Annotated in this window: 14 protein-coding genes; 10 read left to right on the plus strand and 4 right to left on the minus strand. The window is 68.2% G+C overall.

Annotation, left to right across the window (positions count from 1 at the left end; all coding sequences use genetic code 11):
- Positions 1 to 105 precede the first annotated feature (105 nt).
- The 5 genes from IEW34_RS09755 to IEW34_RS09775 all read left to right on the plus strand — a co-directional run bounded on the left by IEW34_RS09755 (position 106) and on the right by IEW34_RS09775 (position 6,338).
- A complete protein-coding gene (locus IEW34_RS09755; protein WP_188608974.1) occupies positions 106 to 1,518 on the plus strand; it encodes an MFS transporter in 1,413 nt (470 codons plus the stop codon).
- A gap of 24 nt (positions 1,519 to 1,542) precedes the next feature.
- Positions 1,543 to 2,736 carry a M24 family metallopeptidase gene (locus IEW34_RS09760; protein WP_188608975.1) on the plus strand — a complete coding sequence of 398 codons (1,194 nt, stop codon included), beginning with the start codon at positions 1,543 to 1,545 and terminating at the stop codon, positions 2,734 to 2,736.
- On the plus strand, positions 2,720 to 3,601 hold the full coding sequence (locus IEW34_RS09765) for an alpha/beta fold hydrolase (protein WP_210324477.1): 882 nt from the start codon (positions 2,720 to 2,722) through the stop codon (positions 3,599 to 3,601). The genes IEW34_RS09760 and IEW34_RS09765 overlap by 17 nt, the downstream gene beginning before the upstream one ends.
- Positions 3,602 to 3,717: 116 nt before the next feature.
- Positions 3,718 to 4,176: a hypothetical protein gene (locus tag IEW34_RS09770; protein ID WP_188608977.1), complete on the plus strand. Its 459-nt coding sequence runs from the start codon at positions 3,718 to 3,720 to the stop codon at positions 4,174 to 4,176.
- A gap of 92 nt (positions 4,177 to 4,268) precedes the next feature.
- On the plus strand, positions 4,269 to 6,338 hold the full coding sequence (locus IEW34_RS09775) for an ATP-dependent helicase (protein ID WP_188608978.1): 2,070 nt from the start codon (positions 4,269 to 4,271) through the stop codon (positions 6,336 to 6,338).
- Between the two features lie 212 nt (positions 6,339 to 6,550).
- On the opposite strand, the gene IEW34_RS09780 is transcribed toward IEW34_RS09775, so the two are convergent.
- Positions 6,551 to 7,558: a fatty acid desaturase gene (locus tag IEW34_RS09780; protein WP_188608979.1), complete on the minus strand. Its 1,008-nt coding sequence runs from the start codon at positions 7,556 to 7,558 to the stop codon at positions 6,551 to 6,553.
- Positions 7,559 to 8,090: 532 nt separating this feature from the next.
- Between IEW34_RS09780 and IEW34_RS09785 the strand changes: the two genes are divergently transcribed.
- The 5 genes from IEW34_RS09785 (at position 8,091) to IEW34_RS09805 (ending at position 13,218) form a co-directional block, all read left to right on the plus strand.
- Entirely contained in the window at positions 8,091 to 8,513 is a 423-nt protein-coding gene (locus IEW34_RS09785; protein ID WP_188608980.1) for a hypothetical protein, read from the plus strand.
- Positions 8,514 to 8,965: 452 nt separating this feature from the next.
- Positions 8,966 to 10,078 carry a glycosyltransferase family 4 protein gene (locus tag IEW34_RS09790; protein ID WP_188608981.1) on the plus strand — a complete coding sequence of 371 codons (1,113 nt, stop codon included), beginning with the start codon at positions 8,966 to 8,968 and terminating at the stop codon, positions 10,076 to 10,078.
- Between the two features lie 500 nt (positions 10,079 to 10,578).
- On the plus strand, positions 10,579 to 10,827 hold the full coding sequence (locus tag IEW34_RS09795; RefSeq protein WP_244641900.1) for a hypothetical protein: 249 nt from the start codon (positions 10,579 to 10,581) through the stop codon (positions 10,825 to 10,827).
- 283 nt (positions 10,828 to 11,110) lie between these two features.
- Entirely contained in the window at positions 11,111 to 11,908 is a 798-nt protein-coding gene (locus IEW34_RS09800) for a class II aldolase/adducin family protein (protein WP_188608982.1), read from the plus strand.
- Between the two features lie 95 nt (positions 11,909 to 12,003).
- Positions 12,004 to 13,218 (plus strand): ABC transporter substrate-binding protein, encoded by a 1,215-nt coding sequence (locus IEW34_RS09805; RefSeq protein WP_188608983.1) that lies wholly within the window; start codon positions 12,004 to 12,006, stop codon positions 13,216 to 13,218.
- A 70-nt stretch (positions 13,219 to 13,288) separates the two neighbouring features.
- Here IEW34_RS09805 and IEW34_RS09810 read toward each other — a convergent pair whose 3' ends face one another.
- The 3 genes from IEW34_RS09810 to IEW34_RS09820 are packed head-to-tail and all read right to left on the minus strand — an operon-like array spanning position 13,289 to position 17,790.
- Entirely contained in the window at positions 13,289 to 14,926 is a 1,638-nt protein-coding gene (locus IEW34_RS09810) for an AMP-binding protein (protein ID WP_210324478.1), read from the minus strand.
- 57 nt (positions 14,927 to 14,983) lie between these two features.
- Positions 14,984 to 16,582, minus strand: a complete 1,599-nt coding sequence (locus IEW34_RS09815) for an acyl-CoA carboxylase subunit beta (protein ID WP_188608985.1) — start codon at positions 16,580 to 16,582, stop codon at positions 14,984 to 14,986.
- Positions 16,579 to 17,790, minus strand: a complete 1,212-nt coding sequence (locus IEW34_RS09820; RefSeq protein ID WP_188608986.1) for an ABC transporter substrate-binding protein — start codon at positions 17,788 to 17,790, stop codon at positions 16,579 to 16,581. Before IEW34_RS09820 ends, IEW34_RS09815 begins: the two co-directional genes overlap by 4 nt.
- Positions 17,791 to 17,827: the final 37 nt, after the last annotated feature.

Below are 17,827 nucleotides of genomic sequence, written 5' to 3' on the forward strand. Positions count from 1 at the left end.
GCATCAAAGGTGAAGTGACCACTCCCAACGTCATGGCCTGGCTTGACCCGGCCATCCATCCACTTGGAAAAAAATACCAAAAACAGAACAAACCGGGAGAAAGCCATGTCCAACGCCGCAACAGGCGACTTCGACGCCGCCCCCGTCACCCCCAGATTCTGGGCTTCGATCGTCATCTTCATGCTCACCGGTGTCGTCGACTTCTTCGATTTCTTCGTCGTCGCCTTTCTCGTCGCGGTGCTGGCGCCGCAATGGCATCTCACCTTCGGGCAGACTTCGATCATGCTGCTCAGCGCCGGCGTTGGCGCCATGGTCGGCGCCGTGGCCTGGGGAGCGCTCGCCGACCGCTTCGGCCGCAAGCTCCTGTCGATCCTCGGCGTGGTCATCTGTGCCGTAGGCTCCGGCTCCATCGCCTTCATCCCGGACAACGCCTGGGTGTTGTTCTGCGTGCTGCGCTTCTTCGTCGGCTTCGGCCTCGCGGCGGCAGCCACCGCCGGCGTGCCGTTGATGGTGGAGATGACGCCGACCCGCTATCGCACGCTGCTCACGAGCCTCGCCGCCGTGCCGGTGACACTCGGTATCCTCTCCGCCTCGATCCTGTCGGCGCTGCTGCTGCCGACGCTCGGCTGGCGCGGTCTCGCCGCCCTCGGGTTCCTGCCCATCGTCCTGGCGCTCCTGACGCTCGTCGTCGTGCCGGAATCGGCACGCTGGCTGCTCAGCCGCGGCCGCACTTCCGCCGCGCGGCGCGCCATCGGGCGACTTCACCGCGTCGATGCCGACACCGTCGTGCTGCCGCCGCCCCCAGCCACTGCGCCCGCAGCGCGCTTCCGCGATCTCCTCGCCGAGCCACGCCGCTTCTGGCTGGTCACCTTGACCTTTCTCGGCGCGAGCGCCGCAAACTACGGCGTCTTCCTGTGGGGGCCGACCATCGTCGCGCTGCTGCTGGGCGTCGGCGCCACGGACGCAGCGCATGTCTTCGTCTACGTCGGCCTCGCCGGCATGGTCGCCCGCGCCGGCTTCGCCTTGCTCGCCCAGCGCATCGGCCGCCGCCCGTGCGGCCAGATCATGGGCTACGGTACGGCGATCGCGCTGGCGCTCGCCGCCATCTTCCACGACGCCTTCATCGGCGGCGTGCCGGTCTTCCTGATCTGCCTCGTCGTCGGTGCCATCTTCTTCGACGGCGGCTTCGCCAACCTCGCGCCCTACCCGGCGGAGATCTATCCGGTGCGGCTCAGTGCGCGGGCCGTGGGCCTGTCGCAGTTCGCCAACGGCATCGGCAAGATCCTCGGGCCGCTCTGCCTCGCCCTCATCGCCGGGGCCGACAATTACGTGGTGCCCAAGGCGACCGCCGATGCCGTGCTGCCGGCGTTCCTGTTCCTGGCCGCCTGCGGGCTCATGGTCGGCCTCGCCTATTCGCTGCTCGGCATCGAGTCGCACGGCAAGCCGGTCGCGCTGTTCAATACCGAGCCGGAAGCTCCGGCCGCGCAGCCTGCGCCGGCCCTGCCCGCCCATCCGTGATCCCGCCTGCGAGGAAAGTTGCCGATGTCCACCCTGATCCAACCCGCCAGCGGTCCCAGCTTCGATGTCGCCCGCCTGGACCGGCTGTTGGAGGAGCACGGCATCGACGTGCTCGTCGCCACCTCGCGGCACAACGTGCAATACCTGCTCGGCGGCTATCGCTTCTTCTTCTTCGACGTGATGGAGGCGATCGGCCTCAGCCGCTACCTGCCGGTCTTCGTCTACCGCAGGGGCCGGCCGGACGAGGCGCTCTATGTGGGCAACCGCATGGAGGGCTTTGAGCACGAGCACGGGCGCTTCTGGACGCCGCACGTGCGCACCGCGTCGTGGGGTACGCTCGACGCCATCGGCGCGGCGATCGAGCACATCGCCGGTCTTCCCGGCGTGCGCGCCATCGGCATCGAGCCGGGCTTCCTGCCCTCCGATGCGGCGAAGACACTCGCCGATGCGACCGCGCCGGCCCGGCTCGTCGATGCCACCTTCACGCTGGAGCGCCTGCGGGCGCTCAAGTCGGCCGCCGAGCTCGCGCTGGTGCGCGAGGCCTCGGAGCGGGTGGTCGCGGCCATGCGGGCGGTCTTCGCGGCCTGCGCGCCCGGCATGAGCAAGGCCGACGTCGTGGGCCGGCTACGCGGCGAGGAGCAGCAGCGCGACCTCGTCTTCGAATATTGCCTCATCGCCGCCGGCCGAAGCCACAACCGGGCGCCCTCGCCTCAGCGGCTCGAGCCCGGCGACGTCATCTCCCTCGACTCCGGCGGCACCTACGGCGGCTACATCGGCGATCTCTCCCGCATGGGCATCCTGGGCGAGCCGGACGCGGAGCTGGCCGACCTGCTCGCTGCGGTCGACGAGGTGCAGCAGGCCGCCCGCGCCGCGATCCGGCCGGGGGCTTTGGGCGGGGAGATCATCGCGGCGGGCGAGGCGGTGGTGCGCCGCTCGCCCCACGCCGCCGTGCTCGACTTCACGGCCCACGGCATCGGCCTCGTCAGCCACGAGGCGCCGCGGCTCACCGAACACGGCCCGGTGCCCTACCCCGCCACCGACGCCCACCGGCCGCTGGAGGCGGGCATGGTGATCTCGGTCGAGACGGCGCTGCAGCATCCGCGCCGCGGCTATATCAAGCTGGAGGATACCCTCGCCGTCACCGCCGCTGGCTCGAGCGCCTTCGGCGACGGCGGCCGCGGCTGGAACCGTGCCGGCCGACGTGACGACGCGCCCTGAGGATTCCATGGGCCTCGTCGACCTGGGCGGTGTGCGGCTCTGGACCGGACGCGCCGGCAAGGGCTCGCCCCTGCTGGTCATTACCGGCACCGGAGCCGATCTGCGCAAGCCGCCAACGCCGCTCGACTTTCCGCTTGCAGGGCGCTTCGCTCTGCTCGCCTACGACCAGCGTGGCCTCGGGCGCAGCGACAAGCCGGCGGGGCCTTACAGCATGGCCGACTATGCGGCCGACGCTGCCGACCTGATCGAGGCGGTCGGCTGGCCGCGGACGCATGTGATGGGCATCTCGTTCGGCGGCATGGTCGCCCAGGAACTCGCCATCCGCCGGCCCGAGCTGGTTCACAGGCTCGCGCTGTGCTGCTCTTCGCCCGGCGGCGCCGGCGGATCATCCTACCCGCTGCACGAACTCCATGACCTGCAGCCCCTGGACCGCGCCCGACGCATGGTCGAGATTGCCGATACACGCCGTGATGGCGCCTGGGCTGCGGCTCATCCCGAGGCCTTCGCCCAACTCGTCGCGGCAGCGGCCGCCGACCCCTTCGGCCACGAGCCTGGTGCGACCGCCGGCCGCCGCTGGCAGCTCGGCGCCCGCGCCGACCACGACGCCTGGGAGCGACTGGGCGGCATCGCGGCAGAGACGCTCGTCTGCGCCGGCCGCTACGACGGCCAGGCGCCGCCGGCCAACCAGGAGCGCTTGCACGCGCGCCTGCTGCAAGCGGTGCTGCGCTTCTATGAGGGTGGTCACGGCTTTCTGCTGCAGGATCCGGCGGCTTTCGAGGACATCGCCTCCTTCCTCGACGGCGGCTGCGGCGCGCTCGCGGCACCAGCCGGCCCGCGCGCCCCTTCCGCCGGCGGCTCGGCGTAAAGCAATCGTGCTCGGCGCCATGACGACTGGCCGGCCCGCCTCTCGGATTTCCCGCGCCGCCCGGTTAGGATGAGGCCGGCTTGGCGCCGCCGCCCCGGCGCCCGCAGGAGACGCCGATGACGACGCAGCGCGCGCCCGCCGCCGTGCTGGCCAGCCTCGCAGCGGAGACGGCCGGCGCCGCCGGCGACTGGCAATGGCTGGTGCAGGGCGACGAGGACAACCCCTACCTCGTCTACGAGAAGCGGGACCGCAGCGAGAGCGGCTTCCCCCTCATCTGCGACAACGCGGCGCGCCAGGCCGAGGTGAGCGTGCCACTCGGCAGGGCAGCAAAACGCGGCCAGCCGGTCACCATCGCGCTCATCGCCGGCGAGCAGCGGATCGCGCTGAAGGGGCTGGCGGCCAATGACAACGGCGTCTACGGCCACGCGCGCCGGGTGCCCTACCGTGCCGTGGTCGGCCTGCTCGGCAGCGCCGGCCGGGTCCGCCTCGCGATCGGCGCCAGGGCCTCCGAGCTGGCAGAGGCCGGCCGCCACGAGCGCCTGCGAGAGTTCGTGGAGCTCTGCAAGATCAAGTGAGGACCGAGCCGCGCGGCCCGGATCGTTCACGGGCTGTGAACAAAACAGGAAACATGATTCAGTCGCCTGCCGGCAGCAGACGATTCGGATCCATGTCCCTCGCCTATCTCGACAAGCTCAACCCCGAACAGCACCAGGCCGTGGTGCACGGCACCGCGGCCGATGCGGCGGCCCGGCAAGGGCCGCTGCTGGTCATCGCCGGCGCCGGCTCGGGCAAGACCAACACGCTGGCCCACCGGGTGGCGCATCTGATCGTCGACGGCGCCGACCCGCGGCGCATCCTGCTGATGACCTTCTCGCGCCGCGCCGCCGCCGAGATGACGGCGCGGGTCGGCCGCATCGCGCGCCTGGTCATGGGAGAGCGGGCCGACATTATGACGGAAGCGCTGGCCTGGGCCGGCACCTTCCACGGCATCGGCGCGCGCCTGCTGCGCGAATACGCGGCCGACATCGGGCTCGATCCGGCCTTCACCATCCACGACCGCGAGGATGCCGCGGACCTGATGAACCTCATGCGCCACGAACTCGGCTTCTCCAGGACGGAAAGCCGCTTCCCCCTGAAGGGCACCTGCCTCGCCATCTACTCGCGCTGCGTCAACGCCGAGGCGCCGATCGAGGAGGTGCTGCGGGCCGCCTTCCCCTGGTGCGCCGCCTGGGCCGGTGAGATCAAGCAGCTGTTCGCCGCCTATGTCGAGGCCAAGCAGGCCCAGAACGTGCTCGATTACGACGACCTGCTGCTCTATTGGGCGCAGATGATCGGCGAGCCGGAGCTCGCCGGCGAGATCGGCACCCGCTTCGATCACGTGCTGGTTGACGAATACCAGGACACCAACCGCTTGCAGGCCTCGATCCTCCTGGCGCTCAAGCCCCACGGCGACGGGCTGACGGTGGTGGGCGACGATGCCCAGGCAATCTATTCCTTCCGCGCCGCCACCGTGCGCAACATCCTCGATTTTCCCCGCCACTTCAGCCCGCCGGCCCATGTGGTGACGCTCGACCGCAACTATCGCTCCACGCAGCCGATCCTGGCCGCGGCCAACGGCGTGATCGGGCTGGCGCGCGAGCGCTTCACCAAGAACCTGTGGACCGAGCGCCCGTCGTCGCGGCGGCCGCAGTTGGTCGCCGTGCGCGACGAGGCCGATCAGGCCCGCTGCGTGGTCGAGCGTGTGCTGGCGCAGCGGGAGGACGGCACGGTGCTAAAGCAGCAGGCGGTGCTGTTTCGCGCCTCCCACCACAGCGGCCCGCTGGAGGTGGAGCTGACGCGGCGCAACGTGCCCTTCGTCAAGTTCGGCGGCCTCAAGTTCCTCGACTCGGCCCACGTCAAGGACGTGCTGGCGCTGCTGCGTCTGGCCGAGAACCCGCGTGACCGGGTCGCCGGGTTTCGTGTCCTGCTGCTGATCCCCGGCATCGGGCCCGCGTCGGCCCAACGCGTGCTCGACCAGATGGCGGCGGCCGCCGATCCGGCCGCCGCTTTGGCGACCGTCGTCCCGCCGGCTCGCGCCGCCGCCGACTGGCCCGCCTTCGTCGCCGCGGTGACCGAGCTGCGCTCCGCCGGCACCGGTTGGCCGGCCGAGCTGGAGCGGGCGCGGCAGTGGTACGAGCCCTATCTGGAGCAGCGCCACGAGGACGCCGCCATGCGACGCGCCGATCTCGTCCAGCTCGAGCAGATCGCCGCCACCTACCCCTCCCGCGAGCGCTTTCTGACCGAACTCACCCTCGACCCGCCTGACGCTGCGAGCGACCAGGCCGGACCGCCCCTGCGCGACGAGGACTACCTGATCCTCTCCACCATCCATTCCGCCAAGGGCCAGGAATGGCGCTCGGTCACCGTCCTCAACGTCGTCGACGGCTGCCTGCCGTCGGACCTCGCCACGGGCACCGCAGCCGAGCTGGAGGAGGAGCGCCGCCTGCTCTACGTCGCCATGACGCGCGCCCGGGACGAGCTCGCCCTCGTCGTCCCGCAGCGCTTCTTCACCCACGGCCAGGCGGCGTTCGGCGCCCGCTACGTCACGGCGGCGCGCACGCGCTTCATCCCCGACGCGCTGACGCCCCTCTTCGAGCGGGTGAGCTGGCCGCCGGCCAGTGCCGGGGCGCCGCCGCGAGCGCCGGCGACCGGCGTGCGCGTCGATGTCGGCGCCCGCATGCGCGGCATGTGGCGCTAGCTAGCTGCCGGACGACTCCGGCGTCAGGACGAGACAGAGAAGCAAGCCGTTCATGCCAAACAGCTGCCAGCGCTCTCAATGCGGTGCCAGCTTCGTTGGATCCGCTTCGTTTGAACGCGCGTACCCCGCGATTTCTCCCGAGACGGGCCAAGCACTCCTGTCGATCGAGCCTCCGTCGCTCGGATTGCCCGCCGGGCCCTGCTCGCGACGGGCTATGCGCCGCTTCGCGCTTCCTTGAAGGAAACGAGCTGCTGCCTGCGTTCGTCCCACAAAGTCCTTCGCACGCACCCCAAGCTCTCCAGCAGGGTGATCCGTCCGACGGCGGCGAGCTGCGGATGATCCCGCAACACGTCCGGCAGGCGGTAGTAGGGGATCCGGCTGCTGAGATGATGGACGTGATGGATGCCGATGTTGCCGGTGAGCCAGCGCAGGACGGCCGGCAGGTCATAGTGGGAGCTGCCGTGTAGCGCCGCTTCATGAAAGCTCCAGGCCTCGTCGTGGGCCCAGACGGTGTCTTCGAACTGGTGCTGAACGTAGAACATCCAGACGCCGATCGACGCGGCCAGAACCGTGATCGGCAAGTGCACGAGCAGGAACGGCCCAAGGCCGACCAGCCAGATCATCGCCGCGGCCAGAATAGCAATCGCGATATTCGTGCCCATGGTGCTGAGCCAGGGCTTCCAGCCGCCCCGCATCATTCCGACCGGCAGGCGATGCTGCAGCATGAACAGATAGGTAGGCCCCACACCGAACATTACGACGGGATGCCGATAGAGACGATAGAGAAGCTGACGCCACCGGGGCCGCGCGAGAAATTCGCGTACCGTCAGCGTGTCGATATCGCCGATGCCCCGGCGATCGAGGTTGCCGGAACTCGCGTGGTGGAGCGCATGGCTGTGACGCCAGAAATCGTAAGGGGTCAGTGTCAGAACACCGAGGATGCGGCCGACCCAATCATTTGCAAGGCGGCCGCGAAAGAACGATCCGTGACCGCAGTCGTGCTGGACGATGAAGAGGCGAACGAGGAAGCCCGCTGCGGGGACGGCGAGCAGCAGGGCCAGCCAAAATCCGCCGGCAAGGGCCGACACCATCACGAACCAGATGAGAGCGAAGGGCACAGCCGTCACGAGCAGCTCAAATATGCTGCGCGCCAGGTCCGGCTCCCGGTAGCGGGCGAGCAGTTGCACCAGCGCTCGGGACTCGACTTGTCGATCATTCATTGACGCGTGTTCCTTTACGGGGAGGCGTCCACTCGGGCGAGCCCCGCATTTGGTCGATCATCAGGCACCCGCGCCCATGCAACACGAGCATCGGGGAGGAGCCGTGGCCCGCCTCTCGAAAACAGGCGTCCCATCGGCAGCAGGCGTCCGGAGTGCGCTGCGCCCCCGCGCCCCGACATCGTGTTCCCACGCGCGAGATTGCGCCCCCCGGGCGTGCCCGATCAATATGGGCCCCGCGCCACTGGAGCCGTGCTGGGGCAGATCGAAACCCGGCGCCTCCGAACGCAAGCGATCCAGACACGCCCTTCTGCGTTATCACGTCATTTCTCGCCAGCATTGGCGAGGAGCGGAGCAGCCGCAGACAACGCAAGGGCCGTGTCGTGTTCGCGCAGGGAGAGTCTGCCGGACGCGGTGCTCTACATCCCAGGCGCAACGTTGAGATCACCGTCATTTGCGGGCAGCGCAAGGAAGGGTCGTCGCGACCCTCGAATTCCTCGGCGAAGGGCCCCTTGCCGGCCAGAGGAAACCGATATTGACGGCGACGACAGTTGCCCCGATTGTTCGGCTGGCTGGAACGACCATCTTCGCAGCGTCCATCAAGGACCGGCTTGTTCGAGTCATTCGCCGGCCACTTGCCGGACGGACCCTGCGCGTCGAGGCAGAGCTCGTCCATCAACTCTTCAACTCGCGCGAGAAACGCCTCCCGCTGCCAACCTTCGACGAGGACGAGGAGGCGCAACCGGCGATCACAAAATCAGCCATGAAGACGACCCGACCCCGCGTCAATTTCTTCATGAACAAATTTCGGAAGCTTGGCTTTATCGACTATAACCGGTCACTGAGCTCATCGCACGCTGCTGGGCACCGTCTTGCACGAGATCAGCCGCAGATCAAGCATTATACACCTGCGACAGGGGCACGGTGTGCCACCGATCGGTCGCCTACGCTGCATTGATATACCTGCGCGCGCGTCGCGCTATGCAATAGTGCGGCATTGTTTCCACGCTTGCGCGCATGATGCCCGTTGCACCAACACAGTACCGTGACGTTCGTTCCCAACGCGCAACTCTATGAGAAACTCCTGACAAGACTCTCGCGAACGACTGGCCTGGAGCCAGCTGCGGCCTGTTCCACCCATGCCCGTCGCACGGAACTGGAGAAAAATTTGAGCCTCGGCGCGATTCAATGTCCAAGCCCTATCTATCGGATCGTGGCACCCCATATGCGTCACTGCGGGGCAATGTCCTCAGGAAGCTCGTATTCACGTGCCGCCGATACGTCGGCTCCGCCGGCTCCACGGCGCGAACGCCGCGTGCCGGCGGTGACGAGATCTGAGGATGGGATCAAGCGCGCGTCGCGCGGAAAGAGAGCCGCGCAGCGCCCATAGGCTCAGCCCGAAAGGCAGCAATGAAAATCGCCCAGATCGCACCGCTGATCGAGAGCGTGCCGCCGCGGCTCTACGGCGGAACCGAGCGGATCGTTTCTTATCTGAGCGATGAACTGGTGGCCCTCGGTCACCAGGTTACCTTATTCGCGAGCGGCGACTCGATCACCGCCGCCAACCTCGTCTCCTGTGTTCCGCAAGCGCTTCGGCTCGATACCAGCGTGCGCGATCCGACGCCCTATTACATGTTGATGCTCGATCGCGTGCGCGAGATGGCGGCCGACTTCGACGTGATGCATTTCCACATCGATCAGTATCATTTCCCATTGTTCCGGCCGACCGCAGGGCGCACGGTCACCACGCTGCACGGCAGGCAGGATCTGCCTGACCTGCTGCCGCTGTATCTGGGCTTCAGCGACATGCCCCTGGTGTCGATTTCCGACGACCAGCGCCGCGCCATCCCGCATGCGAATTTCGCGGCGACGATCCACCACGGGCTGCCGACCAAGCTGCATGCTCCCCGCACCACGCCCGACGGCGGCTATGTGGCCTTCCTCGGGCGCATCTCGCCGGAAAAGCGCCCCGACCGGGCCATCCTGATGGCCCGCGCCGCGGGCGTGCCGCTGAAGATCGCGGCCAAGGTCGACCGAGCCGACGAGTCCTACTTCCGCACCCATATCGAGCCTCTGCTCGACGGCCCGGGCGTCGAGTTCGTCGGTGAGATCAACGAGCGTCAGAAGACCGAATTTCTCGGCAACGCGCGCGCGCTGTTGTTTCCCGTGGATTGGCCGGAGCCGTTCGGGCTCTCCATGATCGAGGCGATGGCATGCGGAACACCGGTCCTGGCATTCCGCTGCGGGTCGGTGCCGGAGATCATCGAAGACGGCGTGACCGGCATCATAGTGGACACCGTCGAGGAGGCGATTGCGGTGCTGCCACACGTGATGGCACTCGATCGAAGGACGGTGCGCCAGCGTTTCGAGCAGCGCTTTTCCGCCACACGCATGGCCCACGACTATGTCGCGGTTTATCGCTCGCTGGTTGCATCCTATGCGCGCAATGCCGACCTGATTGAGGTCGGCCCCCTTCTCTCAGACGGGCTTGCTGCGCCGATGTCGAGGCCGCACCTTGCTTAAGGCGACGCGCTCGCCCTCGACGGAGCACTCCTGATCGCCGCCGGATTGGCCCGCTACGGATGCACGGAAGCGGTCGGTCGCGTGTTCAACGGCCTGTTCGACGCCGCAAGCTCCATGGACCTGCGGCGCCAGCCGAGGCTCTATTGTGGCTTCCAACGGGGCGTGAGTGGCGGCGCCCCACGCTCGACCCGGCGGCCTGCTCTCCCCAAGCCTGGGCTGCCGGCGCGCCGCATTTGCTCCTCCAGTCCGTGCTGGGCCTCCAATTCGATCCAGACCGGCACGGGATCCTGCTGTGCAATCAGCGGCTCGGGCAATCGGCGGTTGACCTGATGCTGCGCCGGCACGGCACCGGTGTAGCGGTGCAGGGGCTGCGCAATGTGGGACAGATCAGGGTCGCAGCAGTGTATTCGTAGCGTCGGCGCAGCCGTGCTGCCGGCGATTGGCGCCATGTCCCCGGCGCCGGTTGCCTTGATCAACCAAGGGGACGGAAGCGAGATCACATGTCGAAGACACCCGTCGAACGGTTCGAGGAGAGACGCCCTCCGGACGCACGCGCGGATCTTCTGCCAACCGAAGGCTATTCGGTGGAAGTTGATGGGAAGTTGAAGGCGCAATACCCCGCCCCGGAGATCGCCTTCGACGCCGGTATCGAGATCAAGAGGAAATTTCCGTTCGTTCAGGTCAGGATCTACGACGCCAAGGAGCGGACGCGGACGCCCGTCGATCTGCCGAAAGCCAACGACGGATGAAAACGTCGCGGGCGTCGCCGGACGGGTAGGCATTCTTCTGGTCGCAGCGCCGGATGGGTCCTGCCGCGCGACGATCATCGCCGAAGCGCGAGCGGTGGGCCCGGAGCTTGGACGAGACGCCCGCCGATCAATGCCCGATGAGGAAAAACTGGAGAGATTGTAAAGTAGGCGACTGTCTGCTCCGACGATAGCGCTACCCTGTCGGCGAAGCTCCGCGCGGCGACGAGCCAAGAGCGCGCTGGGCAAACGCACCGCGGGACAAGCGGATCGGACGGAGGAAACCATGCCTGCCCAGAGCGCCCTTCGGGCCCAGCCCGCTGACGTGCCATCCTCGCATGTGAAGGACCGAGTGTCGGCCGAAGAGTGGGCGGTCCGCGTCGACCTCGCCGCCTGCTACCGGCTCGTCGCCCATTTCGGCTGGGACGACCTGATCTACACGCACCTGTCGGCGCGCGTGCCCGGCCCTGAGCACCACTTCCTGATCAACCCGTTCGGCATGATGTTCGGCGAGGTGACCGCGTCGAGCCTGGTGAAGATCGACCAGCATGGCGAGATCGTCCTGCCCACCGGCTACGGCATCAACAAGGCCGGCTTCGTCATCCACGGGGCCGTGCACGAGGCCCGCGACGACGCCCAGGCGGTGCTGCATACCCACACCACCGCGGGCGTTGCCGTCTCGGCCCAGAAGTGGGGCCTGCTGGCCATCGGGCAGACGTCGATGACCTACACCGACGACATGGCCTATCACGAGTACGAGGGCATCGCGCTGGAGATGGACGAGCGCACCCGCCTCGTCGCCGACCTCGGCACCAGGAACAACATGATCCTGCGCAACCACGGCCTGCTCACCGTCGGCCGCACGGTGGCGGAAGCCTTCGTGCGCATGTTCTTCCTGGAGAAGGCCTGCACGGCGCAGATCGCGGCGCTCAGCGCCGGCTACGACAACCTGCACTTCCCGCCCGCCGCGGCGCAGGAGACGGTGACGCGGCAGGTGGCCAATCGCGACGCCATCGGCGGCAATCTGGAGTGGCCGGCGCTGCTGCGCCTGCTCGACCGGCAGGACCCCTCGTACCGCGACTGAGCCCGTCCCGGCGCCGCCGGCACGTCGGCGGCGCATGGGCGAGGCGCGGCAGCCCTCGCCCGGCGACCTCACATAACGAGCATCGGGAGGAAACGATGGTGAACCTCACACGCCGCGGCGTGCTGGGCACGGGAGCGGCTTTGCTGGCGAGCGGCATTGCGCGGCCGGCGCTGGCGCGCTCCTACAAGGACCCGGGCGTCTCCGACACCTTGATCCGCATCGGCACGACGGTGCCGTTCAGCGGCCCGGCATCGGCCTACGGCATCATCGGCACGTCGGACAAAGCCTATTTCGACATGGTCAACGCCCAGGGCGGCATCAACGGCCGCAAGGTCGAGATCATCGCGCTGGACGACGCCTATTCTCCGCCCAAGACGGTGGAGGCGGTGCGCCGCCTGGTGGAGCAGGACGAGGTGTTCTGCATGTTCAACAACGTCGGCACCGCCGCCAACAGCGCGGTGGCGAAATACCTCACGGCCCGCAAGATCCCCGCCCTCTTCATCACCTCCGGCGCCTCCAAATGGGGCAATCCGAAGGAGTATCCTTGGACCGTCGGCTTCCAGCCCCCGTACAGCGCCGAGGGCCAGATCATCGCCCAGCACATGCTGGCGACCATCAAGGATCCCAAGGTCGCCGTGCTGATGCAGAACGACGACTTCGGCAAGGACTACTTCAACGGCTTCGTCGCCGGCCTCGGCGGCCGCGAGAGGATCGCCGAGCTCGCCACCTACGAGATCAGCGATCCCACGGTCGATTCGCAGATGGTGAAGTTGAAGTCCTCCGGCGCCAACGTGTTCTTCAACATCAGCTCGCCGAAATTCGCCGCGCAATCCATCCGCAAGGTGGCGGAGATGCAGTGGAAGGTCGTCCACTACATGAACAGCACCAGCATCTCGATGCCGACCTTGCGCGCCGCGGGCCTGGAGAATTGCCAGGGCATGATCTCGATCAACTACATGAAGGATCCGACCGATCCCAAATGGCACCAGAGCCCGGACTACAAGGCCTGGCTCCATTGGATGGACACCTACAACACGTCCGTGTCGAAATCCGAGAACGCCACCGCCTTCTGTTTCGCGGTGTCCTACACGCTGCATCAGGTGCTGCTCGCCTGCGGCGGCGAGATGACCCGCGAGAACGTCATGAGGCAGGCCTTCGACATCCGCGACCTGGCGGCGCCGATGCTGCTGCCGGGCGTCAAGGTGTCGACCTCGGCCGACAACCACTACCCGCTCAGGACCGTCTATCTCATGAAGTTCGAAGGCGAGACCTGGTCGTCCTTCGGCGAGCCGATGACGGCCAAGGCCTGAGACGGACCTGCGGGCCAAGGCCGGGGCACATGACGCTCCGGCCTGTCGGGCCATCGCGCGGCCGTGCGCCTCAGCCCGCGCCGGCGCCGATCCGCTCGCGGCGGACGCGGATGCCGGCCGCCTCCCGGTCCCAGACGTCGGCGGCGAGCCCCTCCGAGCGCAGAAGGTGCTTCTGGATCTTCGCGGTCGGGGTGCGCGGCAGGGCGGCGACGATGCGCACGTAGCGCGGCACCATGAAATGGGCGAGCCGCGGCAGCAGGAAGGCGGTCAGCTCGGCCGGATCGATGCTGCGGCCGGGCACCGGCGCCACCACGCACAGGATCTCGTCCTCCGACAGTTCGCTCGGCACCGGCACCACGGCGCATTCGTTGACGTCCGGATGCGCGGCGACCTCGGCCTCCACTTCGAACGAGGAGATGTTCTCGCCGCGCCGGCGGATGGTGTCCTTCATGCGGTCGACGAAGACGAAATCGCCGTCATCGTTGATCTTGAAGGCGTCGCCGGTGTGGAACCAGCCGTTGCGCCAGGCCTTGGCGGTCGCCTCCGGGTTCTGGAAATAGCCGGAGTTGAGCGCCCACGGCCCGTCGGTGCGCACGATCAATTCGCCCGCCTCACCCGGCGCGACCTCGCAGTCGTTGTCGTCGACGATCCGCAGCGACACGCCGGGCCGCGGCCGCCCGCAGATGCCCAGCTTGGCCGGGTTGAGCCCGGAGACCAGCGGCGTCGAGATCTCGGTCATGTTATAGAGGGTGTAGACTGCGACCCCGAAGCGGGCCGCGAAGGCCGGCGCATCCTCCGCCAACGGCACGATGATCACCGTCCGCAGCGGATGATCGCGATCGCCCGGCCCCGGCGGCCGCTTGGCGACGAAGGTCGCCATGGCGCCGAGCAGCAGCACCACCGTGGTGCCGGTCTCGCGGATGCTTGCCCAGAAGCCATCGGTGGTGAACTGGTCGATGAAGGACACCGAGCCGCCGCGCGCCAGCATGCCCATCACCGGGATGGTGCCGCCGACGTGGAAGAGTGGCAGGTTGCACATGTAGCGGTCGTCCGTCCCCACCATCGAGAAGCCATCTCGCCCCGCCATGGCGAAGAGATGGGCGTAGCTCGACAACACGCCCTTGGAGGGGCCCGTGGTGCCGGAGGTGTAGACGATCGACTGGGTGTCCCACGGGGCGATGGCCCGCGCCAGGGGCGGCAGCGCCGCGGCATCGCCGTCGAGGCTCGTGGCAGGCAGTACCTCGGCCCCGGCAATGGGGCGCGGGGTGCCGCCGACCACAACGACGCGCTCGACGCGCGCCAGATCGATGCCGTCGAGCCGCTCCAGCAGATCGGCATGAGCGACGACGATGCGGGCGTTGGAGTTGGCCAGCACGTGTTCGAGCAGCCGCCCCCTGTAGGCGGTGTTGATCGGCACGTAGACGGCGCCGAGCCAGTTGATGCCGAACCACACCTTGAGACAGTCGGGCCCGTTCGGCAGCCAGACGACGACTGTGTCGTCCTGCTTGACGCCGAGCGCGGCCAGGCCTGTCGCCGTGGCGGCGGCCCGATCGCGCATGTCGGCAAAGGTGAGCGTCGGCCCGCCGTGGAAGACCGCATAGGGTGCATCGGGCTTTTCGCCGGCCCAGCGCTCCAGCAGGTTGCGCAGCACGCAATCATTCGCCGCGGGAATGCGCGGGTCGCGCCGCACGGCAGCCTCGTCAGCCATCATGTCTCCTCCTCCCCGGCGGCCCTTGTGTAGCCCTGGCCGCTCGACGACGTGATGCTACGGCGTCACGCCGTAACGCGGAACCGGCTCGGGCGCCGCGGTGCGGCGCGAGCGGGCGAGTGCAAACGCGTGCAACACGCGCCGCCGCGTGTCCCGGGGCGCGATGACGTCGTGGACGGTGAAGCGGGCCGCGGCATTGAGCGGCCCGGTACCCACCGCGAAGCGTGCTTCCAGTTCCCGCTGGTAGGCCACGGGATCGGCGGCCGCCTCGATCTCACTCTTGAAGGCGGCGGCCACGCCGCCCTGCACGGGCAGCGAGGCGAAATCGGCCGTGGGCCAGGCGACGACGAGGCTCTGCTCGCCGCCCCAGCCGCCCATGGCGCAGGCGCCGAAGCCGAAGGCCTTGCGGACGACGACGGTGACCTTGGGCACGTCCGCCCAGGCGAGCGAATGCACCAGGGCGAGCCCGGCCCGCAGCGTGCCCTCGCGTTCGGCTTGCGGGCCGGTCATCACCCCGGGCACGTCCTGGAGAAACAGCAGCGGCACGTGATAGGCCGAGCACAGCTCGACGAAGTGCCTCGCCTTGTCGGCCGCCGCCGCGGTGATGGCGCCGGCGTACACCATCGGCTGGTTGGCGATGATGCCGATGGGGTGGCCGTCCAGCCGGGCAAATCCGGTCAACATCATGCGCGCATAGGCGGGCTTGATCTCGAAGAAGCTGTCACGATCGACGAGCGCGCGGACGAGCTTGCGCATGTCGTAGGGCCGCCGCAGCTCGGCCGGCACGATGGCGTCGAGATCGGCGGGCTCCGGCTCGCAGGGCGCGGCGCGCGGCGGATAGGCCCAGGCGTTGTGGGGCAGGTACGACAGGAACCGCCGCGCCAGCGCCAGCGCCTCCTCGTCGGTCTCCGCCTCGTTGTCGGCGACGCCGGAGACCTCGCAGTGCAGCTGCGAGCCGCCGAGTTCCTCCTTGGTCACGTCGATGCCGGTGGCCGCCTTGACGACCGGCGGCCCGCCCGCGGCGAGCATGCCGGTGCCCTTGCGCATGATCACGAATTCGCACGCCGCCGCCACCAGGGCGGCGTCGCCGGCACACGGGCCCAGCACGACGCCCACCTGCGGCGCCGTGCCGGACAGCCGCGCGATCTCCAGGAAGTGGGTCACGTCCGGAAGGCCGTCGTTCATCAGTTCCTGACCGCGCGCGCCGGCGCCGTCGAGCAGCCAGATCAACGGCACGCGCTCGCGCCGCGCCATCTGCACCGCGTGCAGCTTCTTGCGGGCGTTGACGACGCCGTGCGAGCCGCCCTTCACGGTAAAGTCCTCGCCGACGACGGCCGCGGCTCGGCCCTCGATCAAGCCGAAGCCCATGACGACGCCGTCCGCCGGCGTCAGTTCCTCCAGCGTCGGTGCATCCATGGCGTAGTGCGAGGTGAGCCGGCCATACTCCTCGAAGCTGCCGGCGTCGAACAGAGCGTCGACCCGCTCGCGCACGGTGAGCTTGCCCAGAGCGTGCTGGCGCGCGATGCGCGCCGGCCCTCCCATGGACAACGCCTTGACGTTCCAGGCGGCGAGTTCGGCCAGCTTGTCGGCATGGGGCGAGGGCGCCTGCCCGGCCGCCGTGGGCTTAGCTTGCGCCTTTGCGTTGATCGAGCTCATTGACCTCCCCTGACCAGCGGACATTCGCTCTTGTCGAGCGGCACGAAGGCGTCCTGTCCGGCAATGGCGCGGACCGGTTTGTAGAAGTCCCACTCGCCCTTGGACTCCTCGGGCGACTTGACCTGGTAGAGCATGAGGTCGTGGACAAAGCGGCCGTCGGCGCGGATCGGTCCGGATTGGCCGAAGAAGGCCATGGGCGCGGCTTTCATCGCCTGCATCACCTTGACCGGGTCGTCCGTGCCCACCGACGCGACGCCCTTCAGATAGTGCACGATGGTGGCGTAGGTGGTGGCCTGCTCTCGGGTCGGCATGCGCCCGAACCGCGCCTCGAACCGCTTCGACCAGGCGCGTGCCTCGTCATTCATGTCCCAGTAGAAGCCCTCGGTCAGCAGCAGACCCTGGGCATCCTTGAGGCCGAGCGCCTTGATCTCGGAGATGAACAGGATCAGGCCGACGAGGCGCTGGCCGCCGGCGTACAGCCCGAACTCGCCGGCCTGCTTGATGGCGTTGACCGTGTCGGCGCCGGCATTCGCAAGCCCGATCGCCTTGGCCCCGGACGCTTTGGCCTGCAGCACGTACTGAGCGAAGTCACGCGTATTCTGCGGGTGGCGGACCGCGCCCAGCACCTTGCCGCCCGCAGCCTCGATCAGCTTGCGGCTCTGTTCTTCGATGAGATGGCCGAAGGTGTAGTCGGCGGTGATGAAGAACCAGGTGTCGGCGCCGTTCTCGACGGCGGCCTTCACTGTGCCGTGGGTCAGCGCATAGGTATCGTCGGCCGTGTGGATCGAGAACGGCGAGCAGGCCTTGCCGCTCATGGCCTCGCTCGCCGCGCCCGAAACAAGGAAGATCTTCTGCTTCTGGCGCGCCACCTCCTGCACGCTCAGGGCCACCGACGACGTCGGCACGTCGGCCACCGCATCGACGCCGCGCGTGTCGAACCACTCGCGCACGATGGTCGAGCCGATGTCCGGCTTGTTCTGGTGGTCTGCCGCCACGATCTCGACCTTGGCGCCGCCGAGTTTGCCCTCGAACTCCTCGGCCGCCATGCGCGCTGCAACGACGGAGCCGGGACCGGAAAGGTCGGCATAGGGGCCGGATTGGTCGTTGAGCACGCCAATGCGCACGACGTTATCTGAGACCTGCGCCATGGCCGGCGCTGCGACCGCCGCCAGCACGGCTGCGAACGTCAGCAGAAATCCACCCTGCATCATAGCGATCCTCCCTGTGAGCCGGCTGCTTCTGGGG

Origin of the sequence: Chelatococcus reniformis (assembly GCF_014640075.1) — a bacterium.
In the GTDB taxonomy this organism is placed as follows: Bacteria; Pseudomonadota; Alphaproteobacteria; order Rhizobiales; family Beijerinckiaceae; genus Camelimonas; species Camelimonas reniformis.

Coding starts and splice junctions, on each gene's coding strand:
- IEW34_RS09755 (WP_188608974.1), top strand. CDS start 106: ATGTCCAACGCCGCAACAGGCGACTTCGACGCCGCCCCCGTCACCCCC.
- IEW34_RS09760 (WP_188608975.1), top strand. CDS start 1,543: ATGTCCACCCTGATCCAACCCGCCAGCGGTCCCAGCTTCGATGTCGCC.
- IEW34_RS09770 (WP_188608977.1), top strand. CDS start 3,718: ATGACGACGCAGCGCGCGCCCGCCGCCGTGCTGGCCAGCCTCGCAGCG.
- IEW34_RS09775 (WP_188608978.1), top strand. CDS start 4,269: ATGTCCCTCGCCTATCTCGACAAGCTCAACCCCGAACAGCACCAGGCC.
- IEW34_RS09780 (WP_188608979.1), bottom strand. CDS start 7,558: ATGAATGATCGACAAGTCGAGTCCCGAGCGCTGGTGCAACTGCTCGCC.
- IEW34_RS09790 (WP_188608981.1), top strand. CDS start 8,966: ATGAAAATCGCCCAGATCGCACCGCTGATCGAGAGCGTGCCGCCGCGG.
- IEW34_RS09795 (WP_244641900.1), top strand. CDS start 10,579: ATGTCGAAGACACCCGTCGAACGGTTCGAGGAGAGACGCCCTCCGGAC.
- IEW34_RS09800 (WP_188608982.1), top strand. CDS start 11,111: ATGCCTGCCCAGAGCGCCCTTCGGGCCCAGCCCGCTGACGTGCCATCC.
- IEW34_RS09805 (WP_188608983.1), top strand. CDS start 12,004: ATGGTGAACCTCACACGCCGCGGCGTGCTGGGCACGGGAGCGGCTTTG.
- IEW34_RS09810 (WP_210324478.1), bottom strand. CDS start 14,926: ATGGCTGACGAGGCTGCCGTGCGGCGCGACCCGCGCATTCCCGCGGCG.
- IEW34_RS09815 (WP_188608985.1), bottom strand. CDS start 16,582: ATGAGCTCGATCAACGCAAAGGCGCAAGCTAAGCCCACGGCGGCCGGG.
- IEW34_RS09820 (WP_188608986.1), bottom strand. CDS start 17,790: ATGCAGGGTGGATTTCTGCTGACGTTCGCAGCCGTGCTGGCGGCGGTC.